Source organism: Streptomyces luomodiensis (assembly GCF_031679605.1).
Classification (GTDB): Bacteria; Actinomycetota; Actinomycetes; order Streptomycetales; family Streptomycetaceae; genus Streptomyces; species Streptomyces luomodiensis.
This window is the reverse complement of sequence record NZ_CP117522.1, coordinates 4446440-4465878: the sequence shown is the minus strand read 5'-3', so window position 1 is coordinate 4465878 and position 19439 is coordinate 4446440. Positions and strand designations below refer to the sequence as shown.

The 19439-nt window shown below is 72.4% G+C and carries 17 protein-coding genes; 9 read left to right on the top strand and 8 right to left on the bottom strand.

Translation table 11 applies throughout. The annotated features are described in order from the left end of the window. Positions 1-43: 43 nt before the first annotated feature. Positions 44-799 (bottom strand): SIS domain-containing protein, encoded by a 756-nt coding sequence (locus PS467_RS18735; protein ID WP_311036249.1) that lies wholly within the window; start codon positions 797-799, stop codon positions 44-46. A 151-nt stretch (positions 800-950) separates the two neighbouring features. Between PS467_RS18735 and PS467_RS18730 the strand changes: the two genes are divergently transcribed. From PS467_RS18730 to PS467_RS18715, 4 genes are all read left to right on the top strand, one after another. Further along, the gene (locus PS467_RS18730; RefSeq protein ID WP_268972722.1) at positions 951-1643 is read left to right on the top strand and encodes an iron-dependent transcriptional repressor DtxR; all 693 of its coding nucleotides are present in this window, start codon (positions 951-953) and stop codon (positions 1641-1643) included. Between the two features lie 681 nt (positions 1644-2324). Further along, entirely contained in the window at positions 2325-3194 is an 870-nt protein-coding gene (locus PS467_RS18725; protein WP_268972721.1) for an alpha/beta fold hydrolase, read from the top strand. Between the two features lie 150 nt (positions 3195-3344). Beyond that, entirely contained in the window at positions 3345-4532 is a 1188-nt protein-coding gene (locus tag PS467_RS18720) for a lactate 2-monooxygenase (protein WP_311036248.1), read from the top strand. 137 nt (positions 4533-4669) lie between these two features. Then, complete coding sequence (locus PS467_RS18715; protein ID WP_311036247.1) at positions 4670-5014, top strand: SH3 domain-containing protein; 345 nt, start codon at positions 4670-4672, stop codon at positions 5012-5014. A 122-nt stretch (positions 5015-5136) separates the two neighbouring features. Here PS467_RS18715 and PS467_RS18710 read toward each other — a convergent pair whose 3' ends face one another. The 3 genes from PS467_RS18710 to PS467_RS18700 all read right to left on the bottom strand — a co-directional run bounded on the left by PS467_RS18710 (position 5137) and on the right by PS467_RS18700 (position 8521). After that, on the bottom strand, positions 5137-6858 hold the full coding sequence (locus PS467_RS18710; RefSeq protein WP_311036246.1) for a transporter: 1722 nt from the start codon (positions 6856-6858) through the stop codon (positions 5137-5139). After that, the gene (locus PS467_RS18705; RefSeq protein WP_268972717.1) at positions 6855-7670 is read right to left on the bottom strand and encodes an ABC transporter ATP-binding protein; all 816 of its coding nucleotides are present in this window, start codon (positions 7668-7670) and stop codon (positions 6855-6857) included. The genes PS467_RS18710 and PS467_RS18705 overlap by 4 nt, the downstream gene beginning before the upstream one ends. Positions 7671-7807: 137 nt before the next feature. Continuing rightward, positions 7808-8521: a bifunctional DNA primase/polymerase gene (locus tag PS467_RS18700; protein ID WP_311036245.1), complete on the bottom strand. Its 714-nt coding sequence runs from the start codon at positions 8519-8521 to the stop codon at positions 7808-7810. Between the two features lie 398 nt (positions 8522-8919). On the opposite strand from PS467_RS18700, the gene PS467_RS18695 reads away from it, so the two are divergent. Both PS467_RS18695 and PS467_RS18690 read left to right on the top strand, forming a co-directional pair. After that, on the top strand, positions 8920-10317 hold the full coding sequence (locus tag PS467_RS18695; protein ID WP_311036244.1) for an NsdA family TPR-like regulatory protein: 1398 nt from the start codon (positions 8920-8922) through the stop codon (positions 10315-10317). 227 nt (positions 10318-10544) lie between these two features. Further along, entirely contained in the window at positions 10545-11960 is a 1416-nt protein-coding gene (locus tag PS467_RS18690) for a hypothetical protein (RefSeq protein ID WP_311036243.1), read from the top strand. 50 nt (positions 11961-12010) lie between these two features. On the opposite strand, the gene PS467_RS18685 is transcribed toward PS467_RS18690, so the two are convergent. Then, positions 12011-13321 (bottom strand): ABC transporter substrate-binding protein, encoded by a 1311-nt coding sequence (locus PS467_RS18685; protein WP_311036242.1) that lies wholly within the window; start codon positions 13319-13321, stop codon positions 12011-12013. Between the two features lie 172 nt (positions 13322-13493). Here PS467_RS18685 and PS467_RS18680 point away from each other — a divergent pair, with 172 nt between their 5' ends. Together PS467_RS18680 and purU are read left to right on the top strand one after the other, a co-directional pair. Beyond that, positions 13494-13940 carry an SCO4402 family protein gene (locus tag PS467_RS18680; protein ID WP_268972711.1) on the top strand — a complete coding sequence of 149 codons (447 nt, stop codon included), beginning with the start codon at positions 13494-13496 and terminating at the stop codon, positions 13938-13940. Between the two features lie 30 nt (positions 13941-13970). After that, positions 13971-14840, top strand: coding sequence for a formyltetrahydrofolate deformylase (gene purU, locus PS467_RS18675; protein ID WP_311036241.1), 870 nt, complete (start codon positions 13971-13973; stop codon positions 14838-14840). Between the two features lie 119 nt (positions 14841-14959). Here purU and PS467_RS18670 read toward each other — a convergent pair whose 3' ends face one another. Together PS467_RS18670 and PS467_RS18665 are read right to left on the bottom strand one after the other, a co-directional pair. Then, a complete protein-coding gene (locus PS467_RS18670) occupies positions 14960-16507 on the bottom strand; it encodes a zf-HC2 domain-containing protein (protein WP_311036240.1) in 1548 nt (515 codons plus the stop codon). Then, a complete protein-coding gene (locus PS467_RS18665) occupies positions 16504-17082 on the bottom strand; it encodes a sigma-70 family RNA polymerase sigma factor (RefSeq protein ID WP_311036239.1) in 579 nt (192 codons plus the stop codon). The genes PS467_RS18670 and PS467_RS18665 overlap by 4 nt, the downstream gene beginning before the upstream one ends. A gap of 311 nt (positions 17083-17393) precedes the next feature. Here PS467_RS18665 and PS467_RS18660 point away from each other — a divergent pair, with 311 nt between their 5' ends. Then, a complete protein-coding gene (locus PS467_RS18660) occupies positions 17394-17771 on the top strand; it encodes an STAS domain-containing protein (RefSeq protein WP_311039904.1) in 378 nt (125 codons plus the stop codon). A 341-nt stretch (positions 17772-18112) separates the two neighbouring features. Here PS467_RS18660 and PS467_RS18655 read toward each other — a convergent pair whose 3' ends face one another. After that, positions 18113-19357, bottom strand: a complete 1245-nt coding sequence (locus tag PS467_RS18655) for a sensor histidine kinase (protein WP_311039903.1) — start codon at positions 19355-19357, stop codon at positions 18113-18115. Positions 19358-19439: the final 82 nt, after the last annotated feature.

Below are 19439 nucleotides of genomic sequence, written 5' to 3'. Positions count from 1 at the left end.
GCCGAGACCACCGCCGGCATCACTGCCGAGATCACCGCCGGTATCACCGCTGGTAGAAGATCCGGTCCCGGTACTCGGTCATCACCTTGCGGTTCCACTCGTGCCCGCCGTCCACGTTCCCCGACCTCAGCATGGGCGGCTCGATGCCCCGCTCGGCCAGTTCCCCGACCGCCGCCGCCACTACGGACTGCATGATCGCGCTCGTCACCACCGTGGACGCGGGCGCGAAGGGCGCGCCGACGCCGTCCGCCGTGAGCTCCGCGTCCCCGACCGGGATCTTGTTGTCGATGACCAGGTCGCAGTGGTCCTTCAGGAAGCCACCGGAGGAGTTGCGCGGGGTCGTGCCGGTCGCGTAGCCGACCGATGTCACCCCGATCACCGTGACACCGCGCTGCCGCGCGCTCGTCGCCATCTCCACGGGCAGGACGTTGCGCCCGGACAGCGAGATCACGAACAGCAGGTCCCCGGCCCCGAGCGGGCTGCTGTCGAGGACGGTCGTGGCGAGTCCGTCGACGCGTTCGAGCGCGCTGCCCAGGGTGGCGGGCATGACGTCCACGCCCACCATCCCCGGCACCGGCAGCAGATTCATCAGCGCGAGCCCGCCCGCGCGGTAGACGACGTCCTGGGCGGGCAGGGAGGAGTGCCCGGCGCCGAACGTGAAGAGGCGGCCGCCCGAGACGACGGTATCGGCGATCAGGGTGCCCGCCGCGGCGATATGCTCGCCTTCTTCGTCCCGCACCTGCCGCAGCAGGCCGATGGCCGCGTCGAAGAATTGCCCGGCCTGCTTGGACTCGCTCATCAACGCGTGACCTTCCATGTAGGTGTTCCGATCATGACGCTGTCAATAGCAGTCCGGCCCCTTGCGGCGGAAGGGGCCGACTCGGCCCCGTTGTCGGTGGGATGCGTCAGAATTGGTTGAGGGCCACCGCACGACACATCGAGGGGCACGCATGTCCGGACTGATCGACACCACGGAGATGTATCTCCGCACCATCCTCGAGCTCGAGGAGGAGGGCGTGGTCCCCATGCGCGCCCGGATCGCCGAGCGGCTCGAGCAGAGCGGTCCGACGGTCAGCCAGACGGTGGCGCGGATGGAGCGCGACGGGCTGGTCACCGTCGCGGGCGACCGGCACCTGGAGCTGACCGAGGAGGGCCGTCGGCTGGCCACGCGGGTGATGCGCAAGCACCGGCTCGCGGAGTGCCTGCTCGTCGACGTGATCGGGCTGGAGTGGGAGCAGGTCCACGCCGAGGCGTGCCGCTGGGAGCATGTGATGAGCGAGGCGGTGGAGCGGCGTGTCCTGGAGCTGCTCCGCCATCCGACCGAGTCGCCGTACGGAAACCCGATTCCGGGCCTGGAGGAGCTGGGCGAGAAGGCCGAGGTCGATCCGTTCCTGGACGAGTCCATGGTGAGCCTGCGGGAGTTGGAGCCCGGCTCCGAGGGCAAGACGGTGGTGGTGCGCCGCATCGGCGAGCCCATCCAGGCGGACGCCCAGGTGATGTACACGCTACGGCGGGCCGGGGTGCAGCCGGGCTCCGTGGTGAGCGTCACCGAGTCGCCGGGCGGGGTGCTGGTGGGCAGCAGCGGTGAGGCGGCGGAGCTGGAGGCGGACATCGCCTCGCACGTCTTCGTGGCCAAGCGCTGACCCGAGCGGGGCACGAGCCTTTTCTGCCTCTTCGCCCCTTCCTGCCTCCCGCTGGCCCCCAGCGCCCGCTCGCCCTCTTCCCCGCCCCCTGATCGGCGGGCCCCGCGGCGGGCCCCCTCGCGACCACACTCCGCACCGCTCCGCGTGCCGACACGCTGACCGATACACCCCGTTCAGTCGATTCGGCCGTCACGACCTGCGACGACGGATTTTTCCGAAACCGGAGTCGAGAGAAACCGAGCGGGCGCGGCCGACGCGTGCGACGCTGTCGCTGACGCTCAGGTCGTCAGGGGAGGGGGCTCGGGTGGGCCCGAGGGGCTGTGGCGCCGAGGGAGTGTGCCGTCGAGGGGGTGTGCTTCAGCGAGGGCCCCGGTGCCGTCAGGTGCCGGGGCCCCGCTTCCCCATGTCCCCCGCCGGGCTCCGGGTCGCACCGGCCGTGCGAACGCGGCCGGTGCGACCCGGGACCCTGGTGACCCGGAGCCCCGAGCTCTCAGGGTCCTCCCCCGCGGACTCCCTTCCCCGAGCAGTCCGCCTCCCGCTAGCTGTCTCCCCGTGGCGCGGACGATCAATCCCTGGGCGTGGTCACTCGAATGAGGGGTGTTGAGCCGCAACAGCGGCGTGTTCGAATACGAGTTCGATACTGTGAGGGCGTTCGAGAGAGGGTTGGAGGTGCCAGACCTCATGGTGCGACGCATCGATGTGAGCGGGGCCGGCGGTGTGCGGCTCGCCGCCTGGGAGTTCACCGATCCGCCCAAGGCGGGCAGCGGCCGCGAGGAAGCGCCGGGTCCCGGAGTGCTGTTGCTCCATGGGCTGTTGGGCCGCGCCGCCCACTGGGCGGAGACGGCCCGCTGGCTCGCCACCCGCCATCGGGCGGTCGCCCTGGACCAGCGCGGCCACGGCCGCAGCGAGCGGCCGGCCGAGGGGCCGTTCGACCGCTCCACCTATGTGGACGACGCCGAGGCGGCCGTGGAGCAGCTCGGCCTCGCCCCGGTGACCCTGATCGGCCATGCCATGGGCGCCCTCACCGCCTGGCAGCTCGCCGCCCGGCGGCCCGATCTGGTCCGGGCGCTGGTCATCAGCGATATGCGGGCCTCGGCCCTGGGCGCCGCCTCCCAGCGCGAGTGGGCCGACTGGTTCCGCTCCTGGCCGGTGCCGTTCGCGACCCTCGCCGATGTGCGCAAGTGGTTCGGCGAGGACGATCCGACGCTGGAGCGGCCGAATCCGTCCCGGGGCGACTTCTTCGCCGAGGTCATGGCCGAGCGCTCGGACGGCTGGCGCCCCGTCTTCTCCTGCCGTCAGATGCTGAAGGCCCGTGAGGCCTGGGTCCATGACGCCCATTGGGAGGAGCTGGCGCTGGTCGAGTGCCCCACCCTGGTCGTGCGCGGGCCGGACGGTGAGTTGGGCCGTGCGGAGGCGCAGGAGATGGTCCGCGTGCTGCCCCGCGGTCAGTATGCGGAGGTGGCCGACGCCGGCCATCTCGTCCACTACGACCAGCCGGACGGCTGGCGCCGCGCCGTGGAGCCCTTCCTGGCCTCCGTCCTGCCCGTCTAGCGGCTGGTCCCGCTTCGCCCCCTTGAACGCAACGCCTCTTGAACACGATCGACGGTTCGTCGATCCTACGAGTCCTCTCCTCCCCTCCGGCAATGAGAAATCGACCCGTCATGGGCACGGGCATGGGCATGGGCAGACGAAGGGAAGCGCATGATCGGCGGCGACGTCACGGATCCGGAACCCGGCAGGGACTGGGCGGCCTTTCAGTACGAGATCTATCTGAACGGAATGACCGGCGCCGTCCCCCGGCTGCCCGCCGATCCGACCCGGCTCGAGGAGCTGGCCGAGGCGCGGCTGGGGCCCGGACCGGTGGGCTATGTCGCGGGCAGCGCGGGCAACGGCAGCACCGAGCGGGCCAACCGGGCGGCGCTGGACCGGCATCGGATCGTGCCGCGGATGCTCCGTGACGTACGGCGGCGGGATCTGTCGGTCGAGCTGTTCGGCGCCCGGCTGCCCGCGCCGCTCGCGCTCGCGCCGATCGGGGTGCTGTCGATCATGCACCCAGAGGCGGAGTGCGCGGCGGCCCGCGCCGCCGCGGCGCAGGGCGTGCCGTTCATCCTGTCCTCGGCGTCCAGTACGCCGATGGAGCGGGTCGCGGAGGCGATGGGGGACGGTGAGCGGTGGTTCCAGCTGTACTGGGGCAAGGACCGCGAGGTCACCAGGAGCTTTCTGGACCGGGCGAGGGCATGTGGTTTCACGGTCCTCGTGGTGACCCTCGACACCCCGCTGCTGGCCTGGCGGCCGCGCGATCTCGACCAGGCGTATCTGCCGTTCCTGCGCGGTGTGGGCACCGCCAACTACTTCACCGATCCGGCGTTCCAGGCCGGGCTGGCCAAGCCGGTCCACGAGGACCGGGACGCCGCGGTGCTGCACTTCGTGCGGATGTTCGGCGACCCCGGGAAGACCTGGCAGGACCTGGCGTTCCTGCGGGAGCACTGGGACGGTCCGATCGTGCTGAAGGGGGTGCTGCACCCCGACGACGCCCGCCGCGCCCAGGAGGCGGGGATGGACGGCGTCGTCGTCTCCAACCACGGCGGCCGCCAGGTGGGCGGTTCGATCGGGGCGGCCGACGCGCTGCCCGGGGTGGTGGCGGCGGTCGGCGACCGGTTGGCGGTGCTTTTCGACAGCGGGGTGCGCACCGGTGACGACGTGTTCAAGGCGCTCGCCCTCGGCGCCCGCGCGGTGCTGCTGGGCCGGCCGTACGCCTATGGGCTGGGGCTGGACGGGCAGCCGGGGGTGGAGCATGTGATCCGCGCCCTGCTGGCCGAGTTCGAGCTGACGCTGGCGCTGTCGGGCCATACGGATGCGGCGGGGCTCACCCCGGAGGCACTCGGCTGACAATTGCCTCCGATTTTCCCCGTGCCGGGGCCGGAGACTCCGGATTGCCGGGTGCTACGCTCTTCGCCGCGCAACGAAGCAAGCGGATCAATGAATCAAGTGAATCAAGTGAATCAACCGATCGCGGGGGTGATTGCGTGCGGATCAAACGTAAAGCCTCGATGGTCGTGGTCTCGGCGGCGCTGATGCTGGGCGGTTCGGTGGCCCTGGCGCCGGCGGCGTCGGCGGTGGGCTCATCGGCGTGTCAGTTCAATTCCCCGGATGTCGATTTCAAGGTCTCGACCAGTGGAGCGCAATTCCGTACCGGGCCGGGAAAGCGGTACCGCGTTATCGGGACGCTTTACCGGGGTGATGCCTTCCGGTACTTCTGCCGCACCCGGGGCTTTGAGAAGAGCTGGTCCTACGGAAAGATCCTCAAGCGGACCACCTCGGGAATCCGGGCCGGGACCAAAGGCTGGGTCTACAGCCAGTACCTCGACTAGCCGGAACGTTACGGCAGTGAGGGGCGGGCAGTGGGGCGCGGGCGGTGCGGCGTGGCACCGCCGTGCGGCGGGGCCGGAGTCCCTGTCCAGGCCCCGGCCCCGCCGTCGTCCGTTCCCGTGGCTCAGCCCTTGCTGACCGCCGCCAGGATCTCCGGCAGCCGCGCCGCCAGACGTGGCGCCGCCATCCGCAGACCGGTCTCCGCGATGGCCGCGCCGTACACCGCGCCCAGCGGCAGCACCACCCACAGCCAGCCGTGCGCCCCGGTCAGATGCAGCCAGACCGTCAGGCCCAGCACCGGCGCGCACAGCACGGCACCCGCGGCCATGCCGCCGAAGATGCTGATCCAGGCGATCCCCACCTGTGCCGGGACGACGTTCTTGTAACCGCTGTCCTGTGGGACGGAGTACGGGGCCAGCGCGGAGGTCATGGCGCCGGTCGCCAGCATCGAACCGAGCAGCGCCAGCGCCAGCCCGAGCGCCTCGGGGACGACCGGCCAGTCCTTCAGGAAGAAGCCGGAGCCGACGACCGCCAACGCCACGTACGGCACCGCGACCAACAGGAGTGCCAGCGCACGCCCCCGCAGCTCCAGATAGGCGTCACGCCGCGAGGAGATCGTCTGCGCGACCATCCAGAAGGCGGAGGTGTCCTGTCCGAACTGGTTGTACATCTGCATGCCGAACAGCCCCGACGCCCAGCACGCCGTATAGACCGAGCCATTGCCCTGGACCGCGGTGATGACCGGCAGCAGCAGGCCGATGCCCACCGAGGTGACCCACGCCGACTTGGTCTTCGGGTCCCGCAGGGCGTAGCGCAGCGTCCGCAGCAGCACCGTGCCGGTGCGGCCGGCGGGCAGCAGCCGGGCGAACGGGCCCGAGGCGTCCGGGGTGCCGGCCGTCCCGGAGCCCCGCCGCGCGCGCGGGGCCACCGCCTGGAGGGTGGAGGCGTCCGGGGTGGTCATCAGATGGGTGAGGCTCCCCGTCCACCAGCACAGCAGCACCGCCAACGCCCCCGCCGTCAGGGCGAACTGGGCGGCGGCGACCCCGTAGGCGCCGTCGCTCACGCCCTGGACGGCGTCGACCGCCGCCGCGGGCGGCACCCAGCGCAGCACCTTCGCGGCCGGCTCCAGCACGGCCAGGCCGTTCTCGCCGCCGAGCTGCTGGGCCCCGAGGTTCACGAACTGCGCGCCGATCGCCACGAACAGACCGCTGAGCAGCGCCAGATCGCGGCCCTTGCGGCTGGTCAGCAGGCGGGTGTTGGCCGTTGCGACGGCGCGGGCCAGCGCCACGCACACCAACACGGTGAGCACCACGGCGACCGCCGCCGCCACCGCGGCCGCCGCCCCGTGCGCGACGGCGACGGCCGAACCGGCCGCCAGGGTCACGGTGAACAGCGGGCCGATGCCGATCAGCGAGGACACCAGCAGCGCGGTGATCAGCGAGCGCGGGCGCAGCGGCAGCATCACCAGCCGGGTCGGGTCGAGGGTCTCGTCGCCGCCGGGGAAGAACAGCGGCATCACCGCCCAGCCGAGGGCGAGCACCGCCGTCAACACCGTGACCAGCGCGTCGACGTGGTCGTGGCCGCGCAGCAGCACCAGACCGAGCAGCTGCAACGCGGCGAACAGCAGCGTCACCACGATCGAGGAGACATACGCGGCCCGCCGGCCGGCCGACTGGCGCAGTCCGTTGCGCAGCAGCGCCAGCTTCAGCGCGACGAAGACGGGGGTGGGGGAGCCGGTGGGGGCGGCGGGCGGCGCGGGCGCCGCGGCGCCGAGCGGCCCCTTGGCGTCGAACGGGCCCTTGGTGCCGGGCGGACCGCCGGCGTCGAGCGGGTCGGTGAGCGTCATCGGGCGCCGCCGCCCAGCCAGTCGAGGCTCTGGCTCTGGCCCGCCAGGCGCCGGTTCGCGCCCACCAGTTCCAGGAAGGCGTTCTGGAGGGAGGGCGCGTCGCCCCGCACCTCGGCCAGCGGGCCGTGGGCCCGGATCCGGCCTTTCGCGATCACCGCGACCCAGTCGCACAGCGACTCCACCAGCTCCATGACATGGCTGGAGAACACGACGGTCGCGCCCGAGCGGGTGTAGCGCTCCAGGACGCCGCGGATGGTCTGGGCGGAGACCGGGTCCACGCCCTCGAACGGCTCGTCGAGGAAGAGGACTTCGGGGTTGTGGAGCAGCGCGGTGGCCAGGCCGATCTTCTTCCGCATCCCGGTGGAGTAGTCGATGACCAGCTTGCTCTGGGAGCCCGCGAGATCCAGGACGTCCAGCAGCTGGGTGGCGCGCTTGTCGACCTCCTCGCCGGGCAGCCCGCGCAGCCGCCCCATGTAGGTGAGCAGCTCCCGGCCGGAGAGCCGCTCGAACATCCGGAGCCCCTCCGGCAGCACCCCGATCCGCGCCTTGACCTCGACCGGGTCCCGCCAGACGTCGTAACCGCCGATCTCCACGGTCCCCGAGTCGGGGCGCAGCAGGCCGGTGATCATCGACAGCGTGGTGGTCTTACCGGCGCCGTTGGGCCCGACGAGTCCGATGAACTGCCCGGCGGGCAGCTCCAGATCGATCCCCGCGACCGCGATCTGCTCCCCGTAACGCTTCGACAGGCCGCTCACCCGCACGGCGGCGGCCCTGGACGGCTGTGTGTTGTGTGCTGGCTGCTCCTGCGGCACCGGCTTACCCCGTTCCGTTCTGATGTGCCGGCGGGGGCCCGGACTTGGCGACCTCCGCCCGTCGCTCCACGATAGGGGCCGAGCCGGGGAGGGGTCCGACGCCTCAGCGGTGCGGGCGTTTCAGCGGCCCCGGCGCTTCAGCGGCGCTCGCGGCCGCAGGCGTAGGCGAGGGCGCTCACGAGTTCCTGGGCGTCGGGGAGCCAGCGGTTGGCGGCGGTGGGCCGGCGGGCCCACTGGATGGGGCCGCGGTGGCCCACCCGGGTCGGGGGTGCCACCACGTAGTCGCCCTCGCCGCGCGCGGTCAGGTCGATCGCGTTCGGCGGCCAGCCCAGATCGCGCAGCAGGTCGGGGACCTTGGCGGCGGCGCCCGGGAGGACGAAGAAGAGCATCCGGCGCCCGGGGGTGCAGGTGACCGGGCCCAGCTCGACCCGGCGGCGCTCCATCCGCGCGAGCGCCAGGCAGCCCGCCGACTCCGGTACGTCGAGCGCGTCGAAGGTGCGGCCGGTGGGCAGCAGGATGGCGGCGCGCGGCGTCCTGGCCCACATGCGGCGGATCACCACCGTGCTGCCCGTGGCCTGGTTCACCCAGTCCCGGCCGGTCGGATGCGCGCCGGGGGCCGGGCAGTCGGCGGTCCCGCAGGAGCAGCGCGCCACCCCGTCCCCGTCCACGGCCTCCAGCCAGGCGCCGGAGAGCACGTCCCAGTGCCGCTCCTCGGCGTATCGCACCGCGGCGTCGCGCAGCCGCTCCCCGCGCTGCTGGGGGATCTGCGATGGTTCCGCGGGGATGTGCGGTGGTTCGGCGGGGAACCGCGATGGTTCCGCGGGGAACCGCGATGGTCCTGTCACGTCCATGGTCTCTTCCACGCTCAGGACAACTTCCGCCGTCAACGGGGGTTACGGGCCGGGCCCCGCACGGGCGGTGCCGTCAGGGGGCCGGGACGCGCGGTGACGGCACGGCGGGGCGCATGGGAGCACGGGCGGGGGCGCGTGCGGGGTTGCGGCTGGGTAAGCGGGTAGCCACCATGCGTGACGGGCGTGCGAGTGTCCGGCGGCCATGCCGCGACGCCAGGGGGAGGGCGGTCCCGGACTCGTCTCGGCGCCGTGCGCGAACGAAGTTATGCGGGTTATGCGAACGATGCGGTCAATACGGGCAAGTTCCGCATTCACCGTATAGCTGCGATATGCGCTGGGCATCACTCAGCACAGGGACGGATACGCCGAGAACGCAAGCAGTCACTGGGGGTAACGCCATGGCCGCTAGGCCGCTTGTGGCGCGGCAGCCGAACGAACGGCTGCAAGCGCTCATCCAGGAAGCCGGCTGCTCCAACGCCGGGTTGGCGCGCAGGGTCAACATGTGCGGCGCCGAGCACGGTCTCGACCTGCGCTACGACAAGACGTCGGTCGCCCGTTGGCTGCGTGGCCAGCAGCCCCGGGGCCGGGCGCCGGGCATCATCGCCGAGGCGCTCGGCCGCAAGCTGGGCCGTACGGTCACGATCGACGAGATCGGCATGGCCAACGGCAAGAACCTGGCCTCCGGGGTCGGTCTCCAGTTCTCGCCCACCGTGCTCGGCGCGATAGAGCAGGTCTGCGAGCTGTGGCGGAGCGATGTCGGGCGCCGCGACTTCCTGAGCGGTTCGACGGTCGCCGCCTCCGCGCTGGTCGAGCCCAGCCGTGACTGGCTGATCACCGGTGCGGACCCGCAGGTCGGGCGCAGCGCGGGCGCCCGGGTGGGGCGGTCCGACGTCGCGGCGGTGCGGGCCACCACGGACGCGCTGGTCGACCTCGACCACCGGTACGGCAGCGGCCATGTGCGCCCCGTCGTCGTCCACTATCTGAACAGCGTGGTCTCCGGGCTGCTGGCCGGCTCGTACACCGAGGCCGTGGGGCGCGAACTCTTCGCCGCCGTCTCCCGGTTGACGGAGCTGGCCGGCTATATGGCGGTCGACACCGGCCAGTCGGGGCTCGCCCAGCGGTACTACATCCAGGCGCTGCGGCTCGCCCAGGCCGCCGGGGACCGGGGCTACGGCGGCTATGTGCTCGCCGCCGGTATGAGCCATCTCGCCGCCCAGCTGGGAAATCCCCGGGAGATCGCCCAGTTGGCGAAGGCCGCGCAGGAGGGCGCGCGCGGGCAGGTGCCGCCCCGCGCCGAGTCGATGTTCCTCGCGGCCGAGGCGCGCGGCCACGCCCTGATGGGGGACGCGCGGGCCTGCCAGTCCGCGGCCGGGCGCGCGCTGGACGCGATGGAGCGGGCGGTGGGGAGCGGTCCGGGCTCCGTCACGGGGGACGACCCCACCTGGATCCGCCACTTCGACCATGCGTATCTGGCTGATGAGCTGGCCCACTGCCACCGCGACCTCGGCCAGGCCGAACAGGCCCGGCGGCGCGCCGAGGAGGCGCTGGAGGGGCATCCGGAGGGGCGCGTCCGGCGGCGGGCGATCGGGCTGCTGCTGCTGGCCACGGCGCATGTGCAGCAGCGCGAGGTGGAGCAGGCGTGCCATGTCGGCACCCAGGCGGTGGATCTGCTGGGCACGCTGCGGTCCAACCGGGGCGCGGAGTATCTGGACGACTTCCAGCAGCGGTTGGAGCCGTATCGGGACGAGCCGGTGGTGCGGGAGTTCGGGGCGCGGTTGCAGGTGCAGGTCGGCTGAGCGGGCCGCTGGGTGGTGGGCCGCTGGGTGGTGGTGTGGGGGTGGGGTGGTGCCGCCGTCTCATAGCCTCCGTGCCGGCGCCGCGCGACGTCTTGTTCATGGTGGTTCGCCCTGTGGCGCGGTGACCAGTGTCTCCCTTTTCGGGCTCTCTCCCGGGCACCGAGCCGTCCGGGGAACCGGTAGCGTGAGCCGACGATTCCGTAGTTCCGTATAGCCAAGGAGTCCCGGTGACGCAGAGCGGTCAGGGGAACGAGCCGCAGTTTCCTGCGGTCCCGCCCGCGCAGCCCGTGCGTGAGGGGGTCGTGCTGCCCGCTCAGGGGGACTACCGGCCCTCGCAGCCCCATCAGGGGGCCCCGGCCGGGGGACAGGCATGGGGGCAGCCTTGGGGGCCGCAGGGCGCCGCGGAACTGCCGCCGCAGGCGCCGCAGGGAGAGTTCGGCGGGCCGCTGCCACCGGAGCAGCAGGGCTGGTCGCCGCAGGCGCCGCAGGGCGGGCCGCTGCCGGGGCAGCAGGGCGGGCCGCTGCCGCCGGAGAGACCGGCCCAGCCGCCGTTCAACCCCGCCGAGGAGACCCAGGTGCTGCCGCCGCAGCCCGACGCCGAGGCGACTCAGGTCATCCCCCCGGTCCCGGGTGAGGCCCCGCCGCCCCTGGACACCCCCACCACTACGCTCGCCCCGGTCAAGAGCGTGCCGCTGCCGCCCGAGAACCGGCCCGAGTCGGCCGCCGAGTCCACCACCCAGTTGCGCGCCGTCCGTCCCGGCCACCGGGGAGCCCACCGTCAGCAGTCCGCGGCCGAGGAGACCGCGGTGCTCCCGCCCACGCCGTCGGTTCCGGAGCGGCCCGGCAGCCCCCCGTTCGCGATCCGTCCCGGCCGCCCCGGGGACCGGCCGCCGCCGTCGGAGTTCGACGGGCTGTTCCGTGACGGCGGTGCCGCGGAGACGCAGCAGCTGCCGCAGTTCAGTGACGTTCCGCCGCCGACCGGTGGCGGGGGCGGCGGTGGCACCGGCGGCGGCGGTGGGCGGCGCCGGATGTCGCGCGGCATGGTCATCGGCATCGTCGTGGCCGGCTGCGGCATCGCCGGGCTCGCCGCGGGGGCGGCGCTCAGCACGGGCGGCGACGACGAGAAGAAGGCCACGACGCTGAGCAGCTCCTCGCCGAGCGCCGCGGAGCCGTCCAAGACCACCGACCCCGCCGAGCCGCAGGCGAAGGCGCTGGACGCGCTGCTCGCCGACAGCAACAACAGCCGGGCCTCGGTGATCAAGGCCGTGGACAACATCAAGTCCTGTAAGGACCTGTCCACGGCCGCCTCGGATCTGCGGACGGCCGCGGGCCAGCGCAATGACCTGGTGACCCGGCTGGGCAAGCTGTCGGTGGACAAGCTGCCCAACCACACCGAGCTGACCGCCGCCCTGACCAAGGCGTGGAAGTCCTCGGCGAGGGCCGACAACGAATACGCGGCCTGGGCCGATCAGGTCGGCGGCAAGAAGGGCTGCCACAAGGGCAAGGCCCGCCGTACGCCCCGGGTCGGGGCGGCCGAGCGGGCGAGCGGCGAGGCGACCGAGGCCAAGAAGACGGCCTCGGGGCTGTGGAACCCGATCGCCACCCAGTACGGCCTCACCAACCACGAGGCCACCGACCTGTGACCGGACGGCCGGGGGCGGTACTGCCGCCCCCGGCTCAGGCCGTCCCCGGTTCAGTCCGCCGGGTGGTAGTTCTCCAGGGTCCTGGCCATGTCGACGAACCCCTTGCGCACCGCCACCAGCCGGCCGTTCCGTACCACCTGGTAGGTGACGTGCGCGTTGACGATCCGCGAGTAGTTGGGTACGTGCAGCGTGTCGTCGTAGCCCCAGCGCAGGGTCGGCGTCAGCCCGCCGGTGTCGACCGCGTGGCCGTCGTCCAGGGCGTTGCGCACGGTGCGGGCGCTGATGTCGTTGGCGTTCAGCGACATCAGGACCGAGCGGAGCACGGTGTAGCCGATCCAGGTGGTCTGGGTACCGGGGTCGTTCGGGTCGATGCGGTTGTCGTCGAAGGCGTACTTGTTGATGACCTTCTTCATGGGGTCCCAGCGCGCGTCGTCCGCGGCCGGGTACCAGCCGGTGGCGTAGGTGCCCTCCAGGGGGCTCGAGCTGCCGCCGGTGGAGTCGACGAGGGACTGGCGGACGCTGCCGAGGATGGAGGCGATCCGCACCTTGGGATGGTCGTCCTGCACCCGGCGGAAGGAGTCGAAGAAGGTGCCGGTGCGGTTGCCGAGCGCGGCGGTGACGCAGGAACTGTCCAGCGTCGCGCCCTGGGCGGCGGTGCCGAGGGCGCTGTCCGCGCCGACGCGCTCCAGGGCGCTGGTGGCCTGCTTGCTGTAGTCGCCCGCGTCCTCGGGGGCGCGGACGTCCTGGGCGGCGGCGCGGCCGCCCGCCTTGAGCCCGGTGCTGAGGAGCTGGGGGAGCTCGTCGCCCGCGATGGTGTCGGGCCGCACCAGCGCGACGTGCTCGCAGCGGGAGGCCAGCTGGCGGCCGTTGCCCGCCAGCAGGGCCGCCTGGCCGCCGTTGACCGGATACGAGTACGGGCTGTCGAACTCCTCCTGCGTCAGCCCGTAGCCGCCTATGTAGGGGATGCCGGCCACCTCCAGCGGGGAGATGAAGGCGCGGCCGAACTGGCTGTACGAGCCGACGACCGCGACGGCCTTCTCCTCCTGGGCCCGCTGGGCGCAGCGGGCCGCCTGGACGGCGTCGTTGTGCTCGTTGCAGGTGACGACGTGCAGCTCGCGGCCGTGGATGCCGCCTGTGTCGTTGACCCAGCGGGCGAATGCCTGCGCCATCGCGGGCATCCCCGGCATATTAGTCGCCTTGGTGCCCTGGGGAGCCCAGGTCATGACGGTGATGGGCGCGTCGTCGGCCTCGTTCGGCAGCACCGTGCCGCAGCCGGTCAACAGCGACGCGCCGACTGCCGTGGACAGGGCCGCGACGGCGGCTCGGATGGGGCGGGAGGAGGGGCGTCGCCGTCCGGTCATGACAAGCGAGCCTTGCGCTCCGGGAGTAACGGCACGGCTATGACAAGACAAGGAAGGGTGTCGGTGAGGTGAACAGAGGGGGGCTGATACGTCCTCGTGTGTGAAGAACGTACGATCGGTAACTGTGCAAGGTTCGGAGAAGTCTTCCCGTCGCGGCCGTCGCTCGACCACCATGGGGGGTATGCCTGTCAATGACATGCCGTGGTGGCGCTGGCGCACCAACGTGCGTTCCGCGCTGCACATGCTCTCGGACCCCGTCTTCCAGCAGGAGTGCTGGCTGGCCGGCCAGCCCGGGTACGGGGACGTGACGGACGCCGTCTACCGGCTGGTCGAGGACACCTGGCTGGACAACTGGTCCGCCGAGAAATACGTCGGGACGATCTTCCGTGACTCGCAGGAGGCGGCGCTGGTCGATGTGGCCGTGCTGCGGGTGCTGAGGATCATGCACCAGGTGGGCGCGGACGCCCCCGTCTCGGCCTACCTCGAGCACCACGGCTGGCCGGAGGCCGTCCGGGCGGCCCGCGAGGCCCATGTGCGGCTCGCCACCAACGACGGCGAGGACCCGGATGTGCCGCCACGCACCCTGGAAGTACTGGCGATCATGACGCGGGCGGTCTGAGCGCCGTCCGGTGTGGGACGCTATGGAGCCATGAGCGAGTCGCCTGCCCTCCCCGATCAGTACATCCTGACGCTGTCGTGCCCGGACAAGCAGGGCATCGTGCACGCCGTGTCCAGCTATCTCTTCATGACCGGCTGCAATATCGAGGACAGTCAGCAGTTCGGGGACCGTGACACCGGACTCTTCTTCATGCGGGTGGCCTTCCGCGCCGTCTCACCGGTGGAGGTGGAGGATCTGCGGGCCAGCTTCGCGGCGGTCGGCGAGTCCTTCCAGATGGACTGGGCGATCCACCGCGCCGATCAGAAGATGCGCGTTGTGCTCATGGTCAGCAAGTTCGGGCACTGTCTGAACGACCTTCTCTTCCGGTCGCGGATCGGGGCGCTGCCGGTCGAGATCGCCGCGGTGGTCTCCAACCACACGGACTTCGAGGAGCTGGTGGGCTCCTACGGGATTCCGTTCCACCACATCCCCGTGACGAAGGACACCAAGCGGGAGGCCGAGGCCCGGCTGCTGGACCTGGTGCGGGCGGAGCACGTCGAGCTGGTGGTGCTGGCCCGCTACATGCAGGTGCTCTCCGACGACCTGTGCAAGGCGCTGTCCGGCCGGATCATCAACATCCACCACAGCTTCCTCCCGAGCTTCAAGGGCGCCAAGCCGTACCACCAGGCGCATGCGCGCGGGGTCAAGCTGATCGGCGCGACGGCCCACTACGTGACCGCCGACCTGGACGAGGGCCCGATCATCGAGCAGGAGGTCGAGCGTGTCGGCCATGAGCTGACCCCGGAGCAGCTGGTGGCGGTCGGCCGCGATGTGGAATGCCAGGCGCTGGCCCGCGCCGTGAAGTGGCACAGCGAGCGCCGGGTGCTGCTCAACGGCCACCGGACGGTCGTCTTCGGCTGACCCGGTCTGCGGGATCCGGTGCTCGTTCTGGTTCTCGGAGCCCGGAGCCCGGAGCCCGGAGCCCGGAGCCCTCGGAGCCGGGAGCCCTTCGAGTCCAGAGCCGTTAGAGTCCGGAGCCCTCAGAGCCGGGACAGGGATGCCGTGGCGAACAGGACGTCCCGGATCGCCTCGGTGTCCCCGGACAGGCCCGCCGCCGCGTCCTGCGGCGGCACATGCCCGGACGCCAGCAGGTAGAACGCCTCCTGGTCCAGCGCGATCGTGGCCACCGCCTCCTCCGGTGCGGCCGTCGCCGCCGGGGAGTCCAGCGCGATGTACCAGTCGCCGCCGCCCGTGCCCTCGACCTGGAGATGGAGCGTACGGCCCGGGGTGCCGGCCTCGACCAGCCGCCGCGGCGGGGCCGCGAGCCCGGCCCGGCGCCGCTCGGCCAGCGTGCCCGGAAGCCGCCGCGCACACAGGTCGATCATGGCTTTGAGGTGGCCGGAGGCCGGCGGTTCATAGGGGTAGTCGATGGCCTCGGCGATGTCCCCGGCGTGCACCCAGCACGCGAAGGCCCGGTCCAGGAACGCATCGCGGACCGGCAGTGCGAACTCCCCGTACGGCACATCGAGATCCGCGACCCCGCGCCCGGCGAAGGACACCGTACGGACCAGGGCGTGGCCCTGCTCGCGCCACACCTCCCGGACCGCACCCGGCGGGCCGGAGCCGTACGCGGCGCCCGGCTCGTGGTGCCAGTACGCCTCCGTACGCGCCACGGGCGAGCCGGGGGCGTCGGCGCCCAGCGGGTCGGGCAGGCCGAGGGAGGCGGCGATGATGCCGTCCACGGCCATCAGATGGCCGATCACCCCGGCGACGGTGGTGTCCCGGCCGGTGAGCCGCCGCCCGTCGAACCACTTGAGCCGCACCGGCGCGCGCCACTCCGCCTCGCCCATGTCGATCAGCAGCGCGTCCAGCCGGGCGGCCTCCGCGTCGTACGCACCGGCCCAGTCGGGCACGGGTATCCGGGCCGGGCGGCGGCCCAGACAGCCCGCGAGCACTCGGGAGCGGAGCATCGGGTTGAGGTCCAGGCTGTGCTCGGTGTGCAGCAGTCCGACCGCGTCGCGCAGCCGCAGTGCCTCCTCGGCGCAGGAGGGGCAGTGGTTGAGGTGCGCCTCGACGGCGGCGGTCTCCTCCTGCGAGCACGCGGTCAGCGCCCAGGCCCCGAGCAGCGACCGGAGCAGATGGTGCGGGAGCGGATGGGCCGCCGAGGGCGTGGGCGCGGCCAGGGGGACGGCCGGTGCGGCGGACGGTGGGGTGGACGGTGGCAGGGGCGCGGAAGTGGGTGGCTGCGGTTCCGTCGCTGATCCCGGTTCTGGCCCGGGTCGCGATTCCGTCGTTGGTTCCGGTTCCGGTTCTGGTGCGGGTTCCGGCTCCGGTGGCCGTTCCGCCGGCGCCTGGTCCGCCGTGGGCGGGCGCGGGGTCGGGATTCCGCCGTCCAGCGCGCCCGGCCAGCGGCCGCTGTCCTCGGCGGCCGGCCGCGGCTGCGGTATGCGTGGTGGCCCGGCGGGGTGGGCCGGCAGATCCGGCTCGCTGCCCCGTCCGGGCCCGTCTCTCCCGTCTCTCCCGTCTCCGGGGCCGGAGCTGTCGCCGAAGGCGTCGTCGTACGGGTCCGGCCCGCCGCGCCCGGTCACAGCGCCCGTCCGTAGCCGGGGGGCGAGACCGCGTGGGGCGGCTGGGCGTGGGCCGTGGACAGCAGCTGGAGGCCCAGCCGGAGGCGGCGCCTGGCCTCGTCCTCGGTCACCCCGAGGGCGGCCGCGGCCTGGCGGTAGTCGCGGCGGTCGAAGTAGGCGAGCTCCAGGGCGGCGCGCAGCGGGGCGGGCATCGAGGTGACGATGTAGTCGGCGCGGGCGGCCACGGACGCCTCGCGGATCCGCTCCTCCATGGCCTCGGCCGTGAGCGTGCCCCCGTCGGCCGAGGCGCTGTGCGACGTGCGCAGCCGGTGTACCGCCTGGCTGTGGGTGAGCATGGCGACCCAGGAGCGCAACGAGCCCTGCTGGGGGTCGTAGGCGTCCGGGTTCTCCCAGACGTAGCCGAAGACTTCACGGGTGACGCGGTCGGCCGCCGTCTCGTCCTCCAGCACCCGATACGCCAGATTATGAACAAGTGACGCGAATCGGTCGTATAACTCGGCCAGGGCGGCCGCTTCGCCGCGTGCCAGGCGCTGCTGCATCCTGCGGTCCCAGCGGGGCGGTGCGTCATTCGTCATGCGGCCCCCATTCCGGAGTCGTTCGACCGGTTCTCCAGGCACTATGCCCACGTTCATATCGAATGTAGTGCCGGTGGCTGTCATAACACGCGTCCATCAGGCAAAGTGCGCGCGGACCAGGCTGCGCATGGTATTGAGCCGCTCACTTTGCGCAGGATCGGGAAGACGAAACGCTTCGGCGCGGCATAGGGTCGTCCCTCAAGGCGTATGCCTGGGGGAGTTTCATGCGCGGACGGGCGGGCAGCCGCCCGGGAACAGCAAATTCCGGTTAGCGGCGAGCGAAGGGCTTCGGGCGCGTGACGTTGAAGGTGATGGAGGACCGGCGGGGGGAGTGGGTCGTTCTCCAGGTCTCGGGGGAGATGGACCTGGTGACCTCGCCCGCAGTCCGGCAGCACGTCCACGACGCGGTCGCCGAGGGCCGCCACTGGCTGGTACTGGACCTGTCGGAGGTCCGCTTCTGCGACTCCAGCGGGGTCGGCGTGCTGATCGCGGCGCGTCGGCTGATGCGGTCGTGCTCGGGTCGGCTGCGGCTGATCCTGCCGCCCCAGGGCGCCGCGCACGGTTCGCACGTCCACCGGGTGCTGGCGGCCCTGGGGGTGCGCCGGCTGTTCGACGTCTACCCCGACCTGGGCGCGGCCACGGAGCCGGGCGGGGACGACGAGGACGCGGTCGACTCGCTGTCGGCCTGACCTGCTGCCCAGGCGGCCTGGGGGCCTGCCGTCCAGGGGCGTGCCGCTCAGGGATGTGCCGCTCTGGGGTCTGTCGTCCAGGGGCGTGCTGTCTGGGGAGGTGCCGTTCGGGGACATGCCGCCCTGGGGACGTGTTGTCCGGGGGCGTGCCGTGCTGGGACGTGCCGTTCTGGGGTCTGCCGTCCAGGGGTGTGCTGCCTGGGGGCGTGCCGTTCGGGGACATGTCGGCCAGGGGCGTGTTGTCCGGGGGCGTGCCGCCCAGGAGTCTGCCGGCGGGCTTGGGGCGGGCGGGGCCGGGCGGCGCCGCGCTGCCCGGCGCCGCCGGAAGGGTCCCGGCCCGCTCACACCGGCCCCGTGACGCGCGGGGTCCCGGGGAAGTCGGCTCGTACGACGAAGCCGCCCTCCTCCGTGGGCCCCGCCTCCAGCGTGCCCCCCAGCAACTGGGCGCGCTCCCGCAGCCCGACCAGACCGTGTCCGCCGCCCGGCAGTCCCGGGGCCACGGCGGAGGCGTCGGGCGGGCCGTTGCGCACCTCGACCCGCAGCCCCCGTGGCTCCTCAGCCTCGTCAGTGGTCTCGTCAGTGGGCTTGTCCGTCGTCTCGTCGGTCGTCTTGTCCGTCGCCTCGTGAGCCGTTTCCTGGCGCCCTCCCGGGGCTTCCGCCGTTTCCGGATTCTCGGTCTCCGGTTCGCTCACCCGGACCGTCACGCGCGCCCCCGGCGCGTGCTTGCGGACGTTGGTCAGCGCCTCCTGGACGATGCGGAAGGCGGCCCGTTCCACCGCCTCCGGATGGCCCGACCGCCGCACCGCGTCGTCCGTCTCGTAGTCGACGTCCAGCGCGCTGAGTTCGATCATGCGGGGCAGGTCGGCCAGCCGGGGCTGGGGGGTCAGCTCCTCGTGGTCGCCGCCCGCCGCGCGCAGGATGCCGACCATATGGCGGAGTTCGTCCAGGGTCCGCACGGACAGCTCGCGGATCGTCCGTGCGCCCTCCCGCGCCTTCGCGTCCTCCGCGCTGATCTGCACCGCCCCGGCCTGGAGGCTGATGAGGCTGACCTGATGGGCGACCACGTCGTGCATCTCGCGAGCGAGCCGGGCGCGTTCGGTGGACAGCACCTGCTCGGCGATCAGCTCGTCCGCGTGGCGGCGGCTGCGGGTCAGATCCTCGATGCGGGCGGCGAGTTCACTCCGCGTACGGACCAGGAGGCCCAGCGCGATGGGTCCCACCGAGGTGACGCACGCGTCGATCAGGGTGAGGGTGTTCTCCCGGTACGCGGTCGGCTCGAAGTCGGAGACCGGCCAGGGGACGAAGTGCGCGGCGGCCAGCAGCAGTGCGCAGATCGCCAGCAGCCTGCGGTCGGGGCGGCGTTGGGCGACCGTGTAGAGGGCGATCATCGGCGCGAACCAGACATAGCCGATGAGGATGCCCGGCAGCGTGACCAGGAAGACCAGGACGGGCAGCCGCCGGCGCACCAGCAGCGCGGCCGCCGCCACCAGCGAGACGTTCAGCTCCAGTCCGAAGGTGACGCCGTTGACGAGCAGCGCGTCGGCCACCGCGAGGAGCAGGGGGACGATCAGTGACCCCCAGCGCATGGCCCAGCGCGGCAGCCGCCGCCGGGCGCTCCGGGCGGGCAGCGGCGCCGAGGGCTGTTCCAGTGCCGAGGGAGGTTCGGGC